The following is a 16,017-nucleotide window of genomic DNA, read 5'->3' on the forward strand; positions in this document are numbered from 1 at the left end:
ATTTGTCTTGACGTTTGAAATTTTAAGGGCTATAGTGCTTATTACAGGCTTATCCTTTATATATTTGCACGCTAATTTTTTTTAGCATAAAATCTTTTTTGATAATGACCACCGATCTTTTAGTTGCAGATTCCGTATCGAAGAGTTACGGAGATTTCAAAGCATTAAACAATGTATCTATTAGCGTTCCCAAAGGAAGTATCTTTGGTCTTCTTGGGCCTAACGGTGCTGGAAAAACGACGCTCATTAGGATTATCAACCAAATTACCATGCCAGATCAAGGCAGGATTCTATTGGACGGTAAGCCTCTTACGCCCAATGATATTCAAAACATAGGTTACCTGCCAGAAGAGCGTGGGCTTTATAAATCGATGAAAGTTGGTGAGCAAGTACTTTATTTGGCGCAACTCAAAGGCATGACCAAACAAGAGGCCAAGGACCGCCTTAAATACTGGTTTGATAAATTGGATATTGGCGATTGGTGGAACAAAAAGATCCAAGAACTCAGTAAAGGCCAGGCACAAAAAATACAGTTCATCGTTACGGTGTTGCATCAGCCCAAATTATTGATCTTTGATGAACCCTTTTCAGGCTTTGATCCCATCAATGCCAATTTGATCAAGGATGAGATCCTTCAGCTAAGAGATGAAGGTGCTACGGTCATTTTCTCTACCCACCGCATGGAATCTGTTGAAGAACTCTGCGACCATATCGCCTTGATTCATAAATCTAACAAGGTTCTCGACGGAAAGCTTACCGATATAAAGCGGCAGTTCAAAACCAACACCTTTGAGGTTGGCTTACAAACAGATCAAGTGCAAACAGTGACTGAAGCCATAAAGACTCGGTTTGAGGTGCTTCCAGCGACTTTCAAGAATTTGAATGATGACCTTAAGATGAACGTCAAGTTGAACGCCAACAACTCATCCAACGATTTGTTGCATTTCTTGACCTCCAATGCTGAAGTGCACCATTTTGTGGAAGTGATTCCCAGTGCCAGTGATATTTTTATCCATACTGTAAAAAATAATTAAGATGAATCACCTACCACTCATTATAAAGCGGGAATATTTGACCAAAGTTAGAAACAAGTCCTTTATCGTCATGACCTTTGTGAGCCCCTTGGTGGGGGTGGCACTCATTGCAGTGGTTGCCTATCTTTCACAGCTAAATAACGATAAACTGCGCAGCATAGCCATTTTGGACGATACCGGATTGGTAAGCGGCCTTTTTGAAAATACAGAGTACACTTCATATAAAGTCTTAGATGGAATTACCCTAGAGAGCGCTAAGGAGCTGGTTGAAACGGATGGCGATTTTGGCTTGTTGTACATTTCCAAAAGTAAAGACAGTCTAAATGTGGTGGATAGGGTGCGTTTCTTTTCAGATGAATCACCTTCCTTGTCCATAATATCTGGACTTGAGCGGAAAATTGAGAAAAAACTTTCAGAAACCAAACTGCAGTTGGATGGTATGGATCTTGACAAGATAAAAGCCTCAATAACCTCTGTGAACATTGCTCAAGAAACCTTCTCGGGCCAAAAGACTTCAAAATTGGACAGTTACCTAAAATTGGGGTTTGGTGGCGCAGCCGGTTATTTGCTCTTCATGTTTATCATCATCTACGGAAACATGATCATGCGCAGCGTGATTGAGGAAAAAACCAGCAGAATCATTGAAATCATCATTTCTTCAGTCAAGCCCATACAGCTTATGATGGGGAAAATCATAGGCACCTCACTTGCGGGAATCACCCAATTTGCGATCTGGCTGGTTTTAGGTGGTATCTTGGTATTTGCATTGACCGCCATTTTAGGAATTAGTATAGCCGATCTACAAACACCGCAACAACAAATGATGCAGGATGCGATGGCAAATCCTACAGTATCCAACGAAGTGCAGTTGGCCATTCAATCGTTTTTCAATTTGCCACTGGCCAATCTTATGATTGCCTTTCTCTTATTCTTTATTGGAGGGTACTTGTTGTACAGCTCACTTTATGCAGCAGTTGGGGCAGCGGTTGACAACGAGACCGATACTCAGCAATTTATGTTGCCTATCATTATGCCATTGATCTTGTCGGTTTATGTGGGTTTATTCACAGTTATCGAAGATCCGCATGGCACAGTTTCCACTGTATTTTCATTCATTCCCTTTACATCGCCTGTAGTCATGTTGATGCGCATTCCGTTTGGGGTGCCCATTTGGCAACAAGTGCTTTCTCTGGCAATTTTGTTGAGCACTTTTGCGTTTACCGTATGGTTTGCAGCAAAAATCTATCGTGTGGGTATTTTGATGTACGGTAAGAAACCGAGCTACAAAGAGCTATTTAAATGGTTGAGGTATTAATATAATGCAGGATCTAAAAAAAATCGAGGATAAGATTTCAGAGAGCGGCGCTTGGGAAGGCCTAAAAACCTTTTTTGGGCAATATATTGATGTTACAGAAAATATAACTATTTCTATTTTTGATATGCTCTTGCTGGTTGTGGTTATTTTTCTGACTACTATCATTTTGAGACTCGTATTTAGATTGTTGACGCGAAAACTTCCGAAGGAAGAAAAGGATAAATTCAAGGTCGTTTTTGGTTATTTTAGATGGTTGATCTATCTCGTGATCTTTTTTGTGACCTTAAATTCATTAGGTGTTAACATCACGGCGGTTTTTGCAGCTTCAGCAGCCTTATTGATAGGTGTTGGTTTAGCGATGCAAACCTTGTTTCAGGATATCATTTCTGGAGTGCTTATTCTGGTAGATCAAACAGTGCATGTTGGCGACGTCATTGAGATAGAAGGTAAAGTGGGCAGGGTCGTAGAGATTAAATTGCGCAGTACTCGAGCCATGACCATTGAAAATAAAGTGTTGGTCATACCCAACCATTTGTACTTGACCAATAGCCTGTATAATTGGACCCAAAATGGGGTCTTGACCCGAGAAAGCGTTGAGGTTGGCGTGGCCTATGGTAGCGATGTGCAATTGGTCAAAAAACTGCTTTTGGAAGCGGCAACCTCACATGAAGAGGTGGTTAGTGAACCTAAGCCCACGGTGGTTTTTACAGATTTTGGAGAGAGTTCCTTGAACTTTAAGGTTGTGTTCACGCTGGGTGACAGTTTTAGGGCACAGTTTCCTAAGAGTGACATTCGTTTTGAGATAGATCGCTTATTTAGGGAACATCAAGTTGTTATACCATTTCCGCAAAGGGACCTTCACATCATTCAGGCAAAAGACCAAACGTTGGGTTTACACGTAAATACTTCCAAAGTAAAAGAATAGTGTACCCATATCTCAAAATCAAGAGAACAGCCCCAATGCCAATTGTTTAATTCAACACAAACCCAACAAAGGACTATAGCTCACGTGATATCAAAAACATTAAAATTTGTGATTATTGGGCTTATGCTTGGTTTTTCACAACAACTAATGGCACAAACCTCAGATTTATTCCGTGCGGAATATCTCAACGTGCCAAACAACAATACGGGCAACAGTGTGAGCCGCTTTAGAACGCTTTTTCAGTTACCCTTAGAATTCAAAAAAGACAATTTTATCATTATTGGCGGCGAGTACAGATATACCAAGCTCGACCTTCAGGACGATCTGCCATTTTCAATTGATGATCTCAATGCTGTACAGCGTATTGAAGGCTCCTTGGGTTATCTTCATAAAACACAGGGCGATTGGTATTATGCGGCTAAAGCTGCGGTAAGACTGCAGTCTAATTTTGAGACCAAGTTGCGGTCAGACGATTATATCTACGCTGCTAACGTATTCTTTATTAGAGATCGTACCAAAAGGAAAGATGGCATACCAGACCGCTTGATTATGGGTTTGGAATACACCACCACCCCGGGTCGAAATTTCCCTTTGCCTATCTTGAACTATTATCGCGAGTTCCATCCAGATTGGACCTACACCCTGGGCGTGCCAAAAACCAACTTACGCTATAAATTTGACAAGACAAACCATGTTCAGGCATTTCTTACCTTAGATAACTTCTTTGCCAACATTCAAGGTAATAAGGAGGTCAATGGTAAAATCGCCGAAAACATTTCCATGACCACGGTCTTGGCAGGTTTAGGGTATGAGCACTATTTTACAGACCATATCATGTATTACGGTTATGCAGCCTACACCATCTCCAACGATTTTAGATTGCGCAATAACAAACGTGATGATATCTATACCATAGAAGAAAAAAATACCTTATATTTTAGAACAGGAATTAAATTCAAAATATAATATGGCTAAAATTTTAGTGATAGAAGATGAAGCTTCTATAAGGCGCGTACTGGTAAAAATTCTTTCAGAAGAGAATGACGCCTACAAAGTTGACGAAGCTGAAGATGGCCTTGCTGGCATTGAAAAAATCAAGAAAGAAGATTACGATCTCGTGCTTTGCGATATCAAAATGCCAAAAATGGATGGTGTTGAGGTCTTAGAGGCAGTCAAGAAAATAAAGCCCGAGACACCAATGGTCATGATATCTGGTCACGGTGATCTCGATACCGCCGTCAATACCATGCGATTGGGCGCGTTTGATTACATCTCAAAACCACCAGACCTCAACCGACTGCTCAATACGGTAAGAATAGCGTTGGATACAAAAGTGCTCAAAGTTGAAAATACCATGCTCAAGAAAAAAGTGAGCAAAAAGTATGAAATGATCGGTAACAGCGACGCCATTGGCCACATCAAGGACATGATTGAAAAGGTGGCTGCCACAGATGCACGGGTATTGATCACGGGACCCAATGGGACCGGTAAAGAACTGGTTGCCCATTGGTTGCATCAAAAAAGTGACCGCTCCAAAGGGCCTTTGGTTGAAGTGAATTGTGCAGCAATACCATCAGAATTAATTGAAAGTGAGTTGTTTGGCCACATCAAAGGCGCATTTACCAGTGCGGTAAAAGACCGTGCCGGCAAATTTGAGACGGCCAATGGCGGTACCTTGTTTTTAGATGAAATTGGCGATATGAGCCTTTCTGCTCAAGCTAAGGTTTTGCGTGCCTTACAGGAAAACAGAATCCAACGGGTGGGTCATGATAAGGATATCAAGGTGGATGTACGCGTCGTTGCTGCAACCAATAAAGACCTGAATAAGGAAATTGCCGAAGGTCGATTTCGTGAAGATCTCTACCATAGATTGGCAGTCATCCTTATTCAAGTGCCCGCATTGAACGATAGGAGAGCTGACATCCCTATGCTCATCGCGCATTTTTCAGCAAAGATTGCTGAAGAACAAGGCAACACTAAAAAAGAATTTACAGACGAGGCCATAAAGTTATTGCAAGAATACGATTGGACCGGAAACATCAGGGAACTTCGTAATGTGGTGGAGCGTTTGATCATCTTGGGAGAAGCCAAAGTGAGCGAGAGTGACGTGAGGATGTTTGCGTCGAAATAAGCCTGGGCTCTTTAAGCAGCGCAACAAAGTGCTGGCGCTTCACTCGCAGACTTTAATTTTTAATCGAACTAGCGCTTTTGTAGTTTACTATCTGTAAAAGCCAAAGGCACTAGTTTTACTTCGGAAGGCAGGTCGCAAACGATCAGGATTGAAACGAGTCTCAACCATTTGTACTTTCTGTTTTTCGTTTCAGAATACACAAGACTCAGACCCAATACGTCTATTTCGTTTTATTTTCTTAATTTTAGAACTCTAACCTTCTTCAAAGCGCTAATTTCAACACTCATATGAAAAAGATTGACATCAAAGATTTTAAGATTACGGAACAATTCCAACTTAAAAACGTATCTACATCCTTTGATCTGGATGCCGATAAAAAGAAAATTGAAAAGGAATTGGAAGAGGTAAGGGAAGATCTTGGTGATTTTCAAAATAAAATCTACGCGCACGGTAAATATGCGGTTTTAGTGTGCATTCAAGGGATGGATACCGCTGGAAAGGACAGTTTGATACGTGAGGTGTTTAAGGATTTCAACAGTAGAGGCGTGGTGGTGCACAGTTTTAAGGTACCTACCGATCTCGAGAAAAAACACGACTACCTTTGGCGTCATTACATCGCCTTACCTGCTCGCGGGAAGTTTGGCGTCTTCAATAGAACCCATTACGAAAATGTTTTGGTAACCCGCGTGCATCCTGAATTCATTTTAGGGGAAAACCTGCCCGATGTCAATACGCTGGAAGATATCAATGAAGCTTTTTGGGAAAAGCGCTTTGAGGAAATCAATAACTTTGAAAAGCACATCGCCGAAAACGGAACCATCATCTTTAAATTTTTTCTCCACCTTTCTAAAGATGAACAGAAAAACCGACTGCTAAGACGTTTGGACAAACCCGAAAAAAACTGGAAGTTCTCTCCAAGTGATCTTGAAGAGCGTAAACTTTGGGATACCTATCAAGCCTGCTATGAGGATGCCATAAATAAAACCTCAAAATTCCATGCGCCTTGGTATATCGTGCCAGCCGATGACAAGCCAACTGCACGCTACATTGTTGCTAGAACTTTATACGATACCTTGATTACTTACACCGATATCAAAGAACCTAGATTGGACCCTGAGATTGAGGCCAATCTGGACGATTACCGTGAGCAGCTCAACAATGATTAGTCCGTAGGCTTCGGTAATGTTAGGGTTTTTGGCCTTAAGAGAAGCTCACTATTGAAAAATTCTCAATAAAGTATGTTGTCCATAATCCGATCCAGATTGCGCTCTAACATCTTAAAATCGCAATCGGAGTAGAAAATTTCGTGCATCTCGCGTCGCATCTGTGCAAGTTCCTTATTTTCAAAATCGTGTATTTGAATATTGTCATCGATTTTTTCAAAACGCTCGTCTTCCGTGTCGGCTTTGAATTCCATGTAAATACGCTCGAAAGTTGGAGCATCCACTTTTGATTTGATGAACTTTAGCTCTTCTTCGGTTTCTTTAGTATCTGCGTTGGCACAGAGCAACAGCATATAGATCTTTAATTCGGTCTTAGTCCAGTTGTTTGATTTTGTTGTCATTTTGTTTTTGTTTTACATTGTGGTTCGATGAATCTATGGGGCAGGTTAAAACATTTGTTTTTAAAAAGACTTTCTGAAGTATTATTTAGTCGCTCCAGAGGGTTTTACTCCCCAAGGCTTGCCTCGAAATACAAAGAAAATCTTTCAATTCATACCTTGTGGGCTTGCCTCGGGGTAGTTCATTTATGACCTTCTTTTTTCTGAGTCTTGGGACACGCTGCTTAATTCTACCTTTGCACAGAACATGAGGATATAGAGCTTCAGTTCTTTTTTGGACCAATGGTTTTTGACGTCTTTCATGATGTTTTGATTTCAATTAGAATATTGATTTAAAGTGTCCATTACAGATTGAAATGACTGGCCCAACTCCCGTTCTGCCTTCTGGTTTTGATAAATGATCTTTGCGGGATGTTTTGGTGGTTTTCCGTTTAGCATTAAGCTCACATCCGAAATTGTATAGGTTTCACTACTCAGCAAATAATTTCTACCGTGTAACCCAGAGATTGTTGCAGCTTTGTATATGGCAGTTGCCACGTCCTGCACATTCACAATTGCCATTTCAACATCTGTATCGTAAAACATTTGGATGTATGGGTTGGGCGCAAGATTATTTTTGATTAAATATTGTAAACCTGTTGAAACTGAATCTTCTCTTTGCGACAAGGACTTCCCGAAAACACCAACAGGGGAGACACTTGTAATCTCAAAATCGAGGTCTGGATGGGTTTTGATATAGTCATTGACTGTTTGATTGGCAATGAATTTTGCCTGGGCATAAGGGTGGCTTTCGTCGCTCATAAAAGCGGTGTTCTTTTCACTAAATGTATCGCTTGATATTCTCCCGCCTGCAGGAAATGGGAAATTGGTGTTCCAAGCTGCAACCGAAGCGATGAGTACTACTTTATCTACCGTTGGCGTTTCGTTGATGACTTCCAAAAAGTTTTCGGTGCCTTTAATGGTTGGGTCAAACAACTCGCTTTTGGCATCCTTTACGTCTAATTGAAATGGTGTGCCGCCATGCACAACGATATCACAATCTTTTACAAATTCTTTTAATTGTGCCTTATTTTCAACATTGAGTTCACTGATGTAAAGATGATCAGAATGATTCAACTCCATCAAATGCTCATATTTTTCCTGTTTTGTAATGTCGGTTGCAGAGACTTTAACTTCAAATCCGTTTTCTAAAAACCGTTGTGTGATGTGGCTTCCTATAAAACCTGAACCTCCTATGATTCCTACTTTTTTCATGTCTATAGTGATTTTTGGTATTTAAAAAACCTCACAGTCCTTTCCCTTTAGGATTGAAATAAGTGAGGTCTATGCTTTAAAAAAAAAGGCAGAATGGCAATCGGTTTTGGTGAATTAATTAAGACTAAACTCTAATCGGTTCATTACGATTGCCATATTTCTCTCCACGATACATCTGCCTGTTTTAATAGCTTATTTGGGAGGTGCAGGATCTGAATATCCTAATTGTTGAAGCATCGCTAAATTATCCGTATATGCATGTTCTTCAACAGCTTTACCATCGCCATTAAATGTCCAAACGCTAAAACCTGGAAGACTTAATTCTTTGTTTGTAGCAGGGTTTCCCATATAAGTTGATGTATTTTTTCCAGAAATTGTCCAACTGATATAGGCCTTATTGTTTTTGATGTCTATGTTATTCATAGTGACCGTAAAACCGGTAAAGGCACTATGAAATGAATCCATCATTTCCCCATATTCCTTTGTGCCGCTTTGAGTTTTAACACCATCGGTAAGTCTTGAGATGTCTGGAGTCATAAAACTAGACATGAGCTCTTTGTCATTGGTGTTCCAAGCTTTGATTGCGGTGTTGGCGGCAGCTAGTATTGTTTTTTCATCGACAGACATATTTTTTTCTGCTTCAATCGCTTGAACTTCCAAAACAATTTTTGAAGGATCAAACATGGCAACTTCCCTTACAATTTTACCATCGACAAATCGGTAAGTCAAATGCACTGGCATTTCAAATTCCTTGTTGTTGGCGGCAAGAGTGCCTTTCCAGTCCAACCAACAGTTGACCCAAGTCTCACCATCATCTGTTACGACCATTTCATATTCAGGATCTTCATTGGTAAAGCCTCTTTTAGAATATAATTCATCATTTTGTTTGTGCATGGCAACGGTTTCGCTTGGTGACATAAATTCATCCTTTGATGCATTAAAAAAGGATTTCGAGCTGTCAGCATAGATTGATGTGTCATAGACTTTATTGTTATAATCGTCAAGGAATTTTTTTACCGTTTCAATCTCTGGAGATTGTTGTGTGTAGCGTTTGTCTTGTTTATCGCAAGCTGTGAATAGGACTATTGCAAGACCCAATAAGATTAGTTTTTTCATGTTAACTCCCCGCGAAAGTGGGTATCTATTAAATAAAACTTCGATTGTTTTAAAACCTACAAGGTTTTGTGTAATTAAAACAGGCAGCTGCAATGGTGTTATATTGATTAACTTTTAAAACACTAAATCTGAAAAACACAATTGCTAACACATCGTCCCCACAAATTTGTTCTGCCTGTTAAATTGATTCTTATAATTTATTTTGAAGCGCTTTGTTATTTGAGATCCAAGTCTTAGCACTATTTTCTATACCTGTTCTTTGGCTCTTTTCTTTAACTGGCAATTTTTTATTTGCCATTTTCAGCCTTCTTGGCTTTTCAATCCAACCAACTATTCATCCGTGTCTCAGCGTCATCGGTTACTTCCATTTCAAATTCTTCAACGTCACTATCAAACCCTCTACTTTAGAAGTTGGCAACACATGCTTAGTTATTCGTACCATTTTCATTTGCCGTTTTGTTATGTCATTCCTTAGTAAATAGTTTTCTGAAGTGTCAACGTAAACATTGGTATTGTAACTTTTGGTATTGTAATTTTTTAAGCTTGTTTTGGTGGTTCTAAACGAATCATCTTCTTGTTTGATGCTGCTTTCTAAATTTTCGCAAGCTGCGAATAAGACCAATGCAAGTACTATTAGAGCTATAGTTTTCATTTTTCAAATGATTTTTATATGCCATATGTTTAAAGACTTGTGGGGCTTAAAGCATTCGTGTTCAGTAGTTATTGCATACTTATCTCTTTGTCAAGCGTATAAGTATAGTCCCAAATATTATCCACCGATGCTCTTAGTTTTGTACGAGTCTCTTTTGTTTTTGCCTTACCATGTACACTTTCGTAGATCTTCCATACACCATCACTTTCGACGTCTAGAGCAGCAAAGTCTTTAAAGGGAGTTGATACAAAATAATCGCTATCTTCTCCGCCCATCACACTGTACCAGTAGGATTTACTCTCACCTTCTTTTGAACTCATAGTAGACATAACGTCCTTTATAACTTCATTAAAGGCTGCATCATTTTGTACTTTAAAGCTTGTTACCCAAACAATAGACATGTCTCCCAAAGGCGCTTTTCGGCTTATTTCGGGCATAGGCCTTGCCATATTGAATGCTGTGCTTTCTATGTGCGGTGTAATATATTCTAGACCAACGGCACGACATGCTTTTCCTGCTGCATCTTCTTTATCCATTTCGGCCCAATTCGCCATGTTTCCGGAAAGCACATACACATTTCCTTTGCCTTGCAAACGATGCCATACATTCCATGTGTCTGTTCCGTTATTGTCCTTATAACATTTGTTCCATTTTTTCACACCCTCTTTAAAATTACCGTCATGGCCATATTTTATGGTGAATTCGGTTAGATTCATAATAAAACTTTCTTGTTCTTGGGATTGTGAAATCATTGGCAGCATCAATAGCAGTGAAAGTGCAAAAAAGCTTGTTTTTAAAGTTTTCATGATTAATAAATTTTATGGTTATTATTAACCTAAACTACTGTATATCAATATAAGATGAAAGCAATCTAGGACGAACAGTGGCAAAACCTGTCCGAAACAACCGTTTTATTTATCGGAAGCTATTCAAGTAGAAAAAAGTGGGAAGAAAATTAAATGGTATGCAGTCTATTGAGCAATTCCTCTTTTAAGGTTTTGCTCACAGGAATGGCCTTTCTTGCAATCACGATATGGCTAGTTGCCACTTCATCAATTTGGGAGATATTGACGATAAAAGAGCGATGCACTCTTATAAAGTGTTTTTGTGGCAATTTTTCATCCATTTCCTTGAGTGTCATGACCAGGAGATATTCTCTGTCTTTGGAATAAATGCGGCAATAATTGCGTTCGGCTTCAATATAGAGAATATCTTTAATATCCACTTTGACCATTTTTTCGTGATGGCGAACGAAAATACAATCGCTCAATATGAATGACGAATTGTTGGTCATGGTTGCACTGCTTTCAGAATCCTTGCGACAATGTATTTGATTGATGGTTAATTCAATGGCTCTTTGGAGATCCAGTTTTTTGAAGGGTTTGGATATAAAAGCATAAGGATTGGTGGCTTTTGCTCTATTGAAATTACTGTCATCGGCATTTGCTGTCAGGTAGATGACAGGAATATCATGATCGTTTTGCATAATTTGAACCGTTTCTATGCCATCGAGTTCACCTTTTAGGGCAATATCCATCAATACAATGTCCGGCTGGTCTTGCTTGATATTGATGAGTGCTTCTTCGCCACGAGGAATGATGCCTGTGACTTCATAACCTAAAGTTGACAGTTGCAACGAAATATTGGCAGCGATGATCATTTCGTCCTCTACAATCAATATTTTTACAGGTGTTGCCATTATGCTGCTGGTTTGGTTTTAAATTGAAATGAAACAGAAGTGCCATTGTCGTGTTCTTCTAACATTTTACCGTCCAATTGTTGCGTCAAAAGTTGGATGAGTTGTGTGCCAAAACCAGTTCCTTTTGGAGGCAGCCCAATGACTTTTCCAACGCCATTATCGGCAACTTTGAGGGTCAAGGTTTCTGGCGTTGATTGCGATAAACTTATTAGAATATTTCCCTTCCCATCGTTTGGGAAAGCATATTTTAAGGCATTGGTTACCAATTCATTTACGATCAGACCGATGGGAACGGCGGTGTCCACATCCAATTCGAGATTTTCCATTGCACATTCTATTTTTACTTTGTCTTCCGCATCAAACGTATCCAAAATCCCTTCCCCAAGATTCAAGAAATAGTCTTTCATCTCGATGCTGCCCAAGTTTTCACCTTGATACAATTTCTGATGGATAATTCCCATGGATTGCACTCGATTTTGACTGGCTATCATCGCATCTTTTGTGGTGGAATCTTCCATTTGGGCGGATTGTAAAGCGAGCAGACTTTTTACCAATTCGAGATTGTTTTTCACACGATGGTGGATTTCTTTGAGGAGCAATTCGTTTTCCGCATTGCGTTTATCAAGCAAAACATGCTTATCTGCTAACTCTCCATTCAATGCTTTCAGTTTCTGATTACCCCTTTGTTTAAGTCTGTAATTACGATATAATAATGCGAGCAGTAAAGCACCAATAACTAAGGCAACAATATAAATAATTTGTCGTTGCTGATTAGCAGCAAGCTCTTGATCTTTTTTGAGAACATTCACCTGCAATTCGCTTTCACGAAGGCTTCTTTCGTTTCTTTCTACTTCGATAATTTGATTGGCCTCTGCCCACTCAATATGATATTCAAGAGCGGTCTTGTAGTCGCCCTTGAGCTCATAAATACTGAATAATTTCTTGATAAAATATGCGGTATTTGCTTTGGTATTAATTGCCATTGAGGAATTCTTGGCTTTTTCATAATAGGCAATGGCTTCACCATAGCTGCCTTCTGCCTTGGCTATGTCTCCTATCCGCGAATGTGCAAATTGATAAGTATCAATCGTAGTGAGATCATATTCCTCTAAGAGTTGTATGGTTTTAATCAGGTAAGATTTTGCTTCCTCATAATTTTCTCTTTTAATTAGGTTATTGCCCATTGAGTAGTAGTACCAAGTATGATGAAAGGGATTGGTGAGTTGGGGCAATAGCTGTTGAAATTGATTCATATAATAGTCAGTTGAATCGGGATTTGAATCTCCAAAATGGTAAGTCAATAGCTTGTAGGCCATGACAAGGGACTCTTTCTTTTCCGGGTAATCTGATTTTTGATAGCCAATCATACTCTCCTTTAAATATTGAATTGCTATTTCTTCTTCTTCAGGCAAACCATATTGATAATAGAACCTAGCCTTATCTTTCATTATCTTAAGCTGAATTTCAGGTCGGGAATCATCTTTCAACAAATCCAAAGCTTTTTCAAAAAGCTCGAGTCCCGGTTTTGGTTCTCCTCTTATAATTTTTATCAAAGCCCAATTAATCAATAAGTCATAACCCAAAACCTTATCTTTTTTGCTTTCCGGTATTTTTTCGTAATAAGCCCAACCTATGGGTGCGAGTGAATCCACTATATTAAAGTTATGAGACCTATTCGCTCTATCTGTTATATCACGATACAATTCAGCCAAACCATCATATTGTAGGGGCTGGCTATTTTGGAGTAGTAGCGCAGCCATATCAAAATAGAAAACAGTACTGTCCCGGTTAAAATGGGGCATTTCTTTAAACCACAAGGCCTTGTCCTGATAGGCTTTGCTCAAAGCAGCAACTTGCTCAGATGAAAGGTTTTGCTCAATATTCTTTTTTTTAAACTGCAAACCATAAGGTTTTGATTGATGAAGGGGTTCCCCGGATTCTAATACCTTAAGCGCTTTATGTGCATAAAAAAGAGAGCTGTTCGTGTTAAACTGCAGCATATTGGTAAACCAAGAAGCTTTTTTGGAATAATTGTCGCTCAATGCCAGGGCATTTTTTGGTGTGTTATTTTCAATATGGGAACTTTGTGAGAATCCGTTCGAATAAAAGAGTATAACAGCACAGAGTATTATGGATTTGATACAGGTGCAGGGAATTGTTTTACGAGTTCCATTTATTTGAACATTGATTATTTTTACGATAAAGTCTCTAAATAAGAGCCTATTGGTTCTTAAGTTTTTAAGGGTTGTAACATTAAACCGATTAAGATTTTGAATTCTATGCATTATGCTGCTGGTTTGGTTTTAAATTGAAATGAAACAGAAGTGCCATTGTCGTGTTCTTCTAACATTTTACCGTCCAATTGTTGCGTCAATAGTTGGATGAGTTGTGTGCCAAAACCAGTTCCTTTAGGAGCCAATCCAAACACTTTTCCAACACCATTATCGGCAACTTTTAAGGTTAAGGTTTCTAGAGTGGATTGAGATATACTGATTAGGATATTGCCTTTGCCGTCCTCCGGGAAGGCGTATTTCAAAGTATTAGTAAGCAGTTCATTCACGATCAGGCCAATAGGCACAGCGGTGTTCACATCCAATTCCAAATTTTCCATGGCACATTCTATTTTTACTTTGTCTTCCGCATTGAAGGTATCTAAACTCCCCTTACCTAGATTTAAAAAGTAATCTTTCAGCTCGATGCTGCCCAAGTTTTCTCCTTGATACAATTTCTGATGGATAATTCCCATGGATTGCACCCGATTTTGACTGGCTATCATCGCATCTTTTGTGGTGGAATCTTCCAGTTTGGCGGATTGTAAAGCGAGCAGACTTTTTACCAATTCGAGATTATTTTTCACAGGGTGGTGGATTTCTTTCAGAAGTAATTCGTTCTGTTTGTTTTTGGTATCCAATTGCGAGTTCAACACTCTTAATTCATTATTTTTATGTTGACGTTTTTTATAATAATAAAACAGTCCGAATACTATAATTGCCAATAAACTAGCTAACACGATGTACAATACTTTTGCCCTCTGTTGTTGTGCTATTTTTTCATCCTGAAAATAAATTGTTGCATTTTTTTGACCCGTTTCATGCTTTGCCTGTGCTTCCGTTTCCAGCCCATGGATGGTATTGTCCTTAAACTCTTCAAAGGCTTGTGCATATAAATGGTGATAGAATAATGCTAATGCGTAATCTTCAAGAGATTCATAACTATTAGAAACATGCATGTAGTTTTCCCAAAGGTTTTTCTCCCTTCCAGTCTTTTTCATGATGTCAATTGCTTGAAGGTTATAGGGAAGTGCCTCTTTATATTTTCCTTGTAATGAATACACATCGCCAATATTTCCCAATGAAGGAATTAAATAGCGTTCCAAACCCATTTTGGTGGAATTGTCAAAATTGGCTTCGTAAGCGGCAATGGCTTCATCATAGCGATCCATGTACTTATAAATATTACCTCTCCAATTAATGGATGCCATCATAGGAATGCCATATTCTCCTAGTTCGGCATACAAATCGATTGACTTATTAATGGATGCGAATGCCTGTTCAAGGTTAGTTGTGGAAAATAATTGGTCATTAGCCTTTATGCGATAGGCATTCGCTAGCTCTTCTTTGGCATCCAATCTTTCTAATATGGCGGTTGCCTTATCTGCCCATCTGACGCCTTCGGCATAGCTTCGTTCATAATATTTTAAATCACCGATAGCTGTATAGCATTCAGCAATTCCTTTTTGGTTATTGGTTTTTTCAAATAGATCAAGTGCCTTATATACGGTTTGTGTGGCTTCCGCATAATCTGCCTTTACCATCAAAAGATCTTTCCATTTTAGATAAGTAAAGACAAGTTGGTCGTCATTATTCTGTTCTAAATGGATGTCTCTTAATTTTTCAACATAATAAAATGCCAAATCAAGTTTTGAATAGTCCTTATGGTAGGTGGCCAAATAACCAAAGGTTTTGGCAAGCGCGTCCTGATTATTGATTTTTTTGGAAAGTGAAATGGCGCGATATGAATGGTTCGCAATTGCTGCGGAATCGGTTGGAATTTTGATATGCGAGTCCAACCAAATCAATAAAGAATCCAACTTTACCGTATCAGAGTTTTGAGCATGAAAAAAAGTTGTAAAATAAAGTAAAAATACAGCGGTTAGAGAATGTTTCATAAGTCTTAATTACTACTACTAACAAGACTTGAGGGGGGTTAAATATACTAATTTTTTGTTAAATAATTAGAAATTAGATAGTTCGATGGCTTTATTTTTTATTACTAAATAGGGTTGCCGCATAGCTTGTTTTATTTTGTATTTATATTCACATCTTATTCA

Annotated in this window: 14 protein-coding genes; 6 read left to right on the plus strand and 8 right to left on the minus strand. The window is 38.9% G+C overall.

The genetic code is table 11. The features are described from left to right. Window positions 1-104: 104 nt before the first annotated feature. The 6 genes from ESY88_RS15685 (at window position 105) to ESY88_RS15710 (ending at window position 6,571) form a co-directional block, all read left to right on the plus strand. The gene (locus ESY88_RS15685; protein ID WP_147088027.1) at window positions 105-1,034 is read left to right on the plus strand and encodes an ABC transporter ATP-binding protein; all 930 of its coding nucleotides are present in this window, start codon (window positions 105-107) and stop codon (window positions 1,032-1,034) included. 1 nt (window position 1,035) lies between these two features. Continuing rightward, window positions 1,036-2,349, plus strand: coding sequence for an ABC transporter permease (locus ESY88_RS15690; protein WP_147088028.1), 1,314 nt, complete (start codon window positions 1,036-1,038; stop codon window positions 2,347-2,349). Window positions 2,350-2,353: 4 nt separating this feature from the next. After that, window positions 2,354-3,274 carry a mechanosensitive ion channel family protein gene (locus ESY88_RS15695; protein WP_147088029.1) on the plus strand — a complete coding sequence of 307 codons (921 nt, stop codon included), beginning with the start codon at window positions 2,354-2,356 and terminating at the stop codon, window positions 3,272-3,274. 147 nt (window positions 3,275-3,421) lie between these two features. Beyond that, window positions 3,422-4,240 carry a hypothetical protein gene (locus ESY88_RS15700; protein WP_223270852.1) on the plus strand — a complete coding sequence of 273 codons (819 nt, stop codon included), beginning with the start codon at window positions 3,422-3,424 and terminating at the stop codon, window positions 4,238-4,240. A gap of 1 nt (window position 4,241) precedes the next feature. Next, window positions 4,242-5,405: a sigma-54-dependent transcriptional regulator gene (locus tag ESY88_RS15705; protein ID WP_147088030.1), complete on the plus strand. Its 1,164-nt coding sequence runs from the start codon at window positions 4,242-4,244 to the stop codon at window positions 5,403-5,405. Window positions 5,406-5,692: 287 nt separating this feature from the next. Continuing rightward, complete coding sequence (locus ESY88_RS15710; protein ID WP_147088031.1) at window positions 5,693-6,571, plus strand: PPK2 family polyphosphate kinase; 879 nt, start codon at window positions 5,693-5,695, stop codon at window positions 6,569-6,571. A 62-nt stretch (window positions 6,572-6,633) separates the two neighbouring features. Here ESY88_RS15710 and ESY88_RS15715 read toward each other — a convergent pair whose 3' ends face one another. The 8 genes from ESY88_RS15715 to ESY88_RS15750 all read right to left on the minus strand — a co-directional run bounded on the left by ESY88_RS15715 (window position 6,634) and on the right by ESY88_RS15750 (window position 15,855). Next, window positions 6,634-6,969, minus strand: coding sequence for a hypothetical protein (locus tag ESY88_RS15715; protein ID WP_147088032.1), 336 nt, complete (start codon window positions 6,967-6,969; stop codon window positions 6,634-6,636). A gap of 312 nt (window positions 6,970-7,281) precedes the next feature. Then, window positions 7,282-8,220 (minus strand): NAD-dependent epimerase/dehydratase family protein, encoded by a 939-nt coding sequence (locus ESY88_RS15720; RefSeq protein ID WP_147088033.1) that lies wholly within the window; start codon window positions 8,218-8,220, stop codon window positions 7,282-7,284. A 192-nt stretch (window positions 8,221-8,412) separates the two neighbouring features. Then, the gene (locus ESY88_RS15725) at window positions 8,413-9,336 is read right to left on the minus strand and encodes a nuclear transport factor 2 family protein (protein ID WP_147088034.1); all 924 of its coding nucleotides are present in this window, start codon (window positions 9,334-9,336) and stop codon (window positions 8,413-8,415) included. Between the two features lie 358 nt (window positions 9,337-9,694). Next, entirely contained in the window at window positions 9,695-9,988 is a 294-nt protein-coding gene (locus ESY88_RS15730; RefSeq protein WP_147088035.1) for a hypothetical protein, read from the minus strand. Window positions 9,989-10,056: 68 nt separating this feature from the next. Next, window positions 10,057-10,794, minus strand: coding sequence for a hypothetical protein (locus ESY88_RS15735; RefSeq protein ID WP_147088036.1), 738 nt, complete (start codon window positions 10,792-10,794; stop codon window positions 10,057-10,059). A gap of 149 nt (window positions 10,795-10,943) precedes the next feature. Continuing rightward, window positions 10,944-11,687 carry a LytR/AlgR family response regulator transcription factor gene (locus ESY88_RS15740; protein WP_147088037.1) on the minus strand — a complete coding sequence of 248 codons (744 nt, stop codon included), beginning with the start codon at window positions 11,685-11,687 and terminating at the stop codon, window positions 10,944-10,946. Next, a complete protein-coding gene (locus ESY88_RS15745) occupies window positions 11,687-13,972 on the minus strand; it encodes a tetratricopeptide repeat-containing sensor histidine kinase (protein ID WP_147088038.1) in 2,286 nt (761 codons plus the stop codon). Before ESY88_RS15745 ends, ESY88_RS15740 begins: the two co-directional genes overlap by 1 nt. Beyond that, entirely contained in the window at window positions 13,972-15,855 is a 1,884-nt protein-coding gene (locus ESY88_RS15750; protein ID WP_147088039.1) for a sensor histidine kinase, read from the minus strand. The genes ESY88_RS15745 and ESY88_RS15750 overlap by 1 nt, the downstream gene beginning before the upstream one ends. Between the last annotated feature and the right edge of the window lie 162 nt (window positions 15,856-16,017).

This window comes from Subsaximicrobium wynnwilliamsii (assembly GCF_007997225.1).
GTDB lineage: Bacteria > Bacteroidota > Bacteroidia > Flavobacteriales > Flavobacteriaceae > Psychroserpens > Psychroserpens wynnwilliamsii.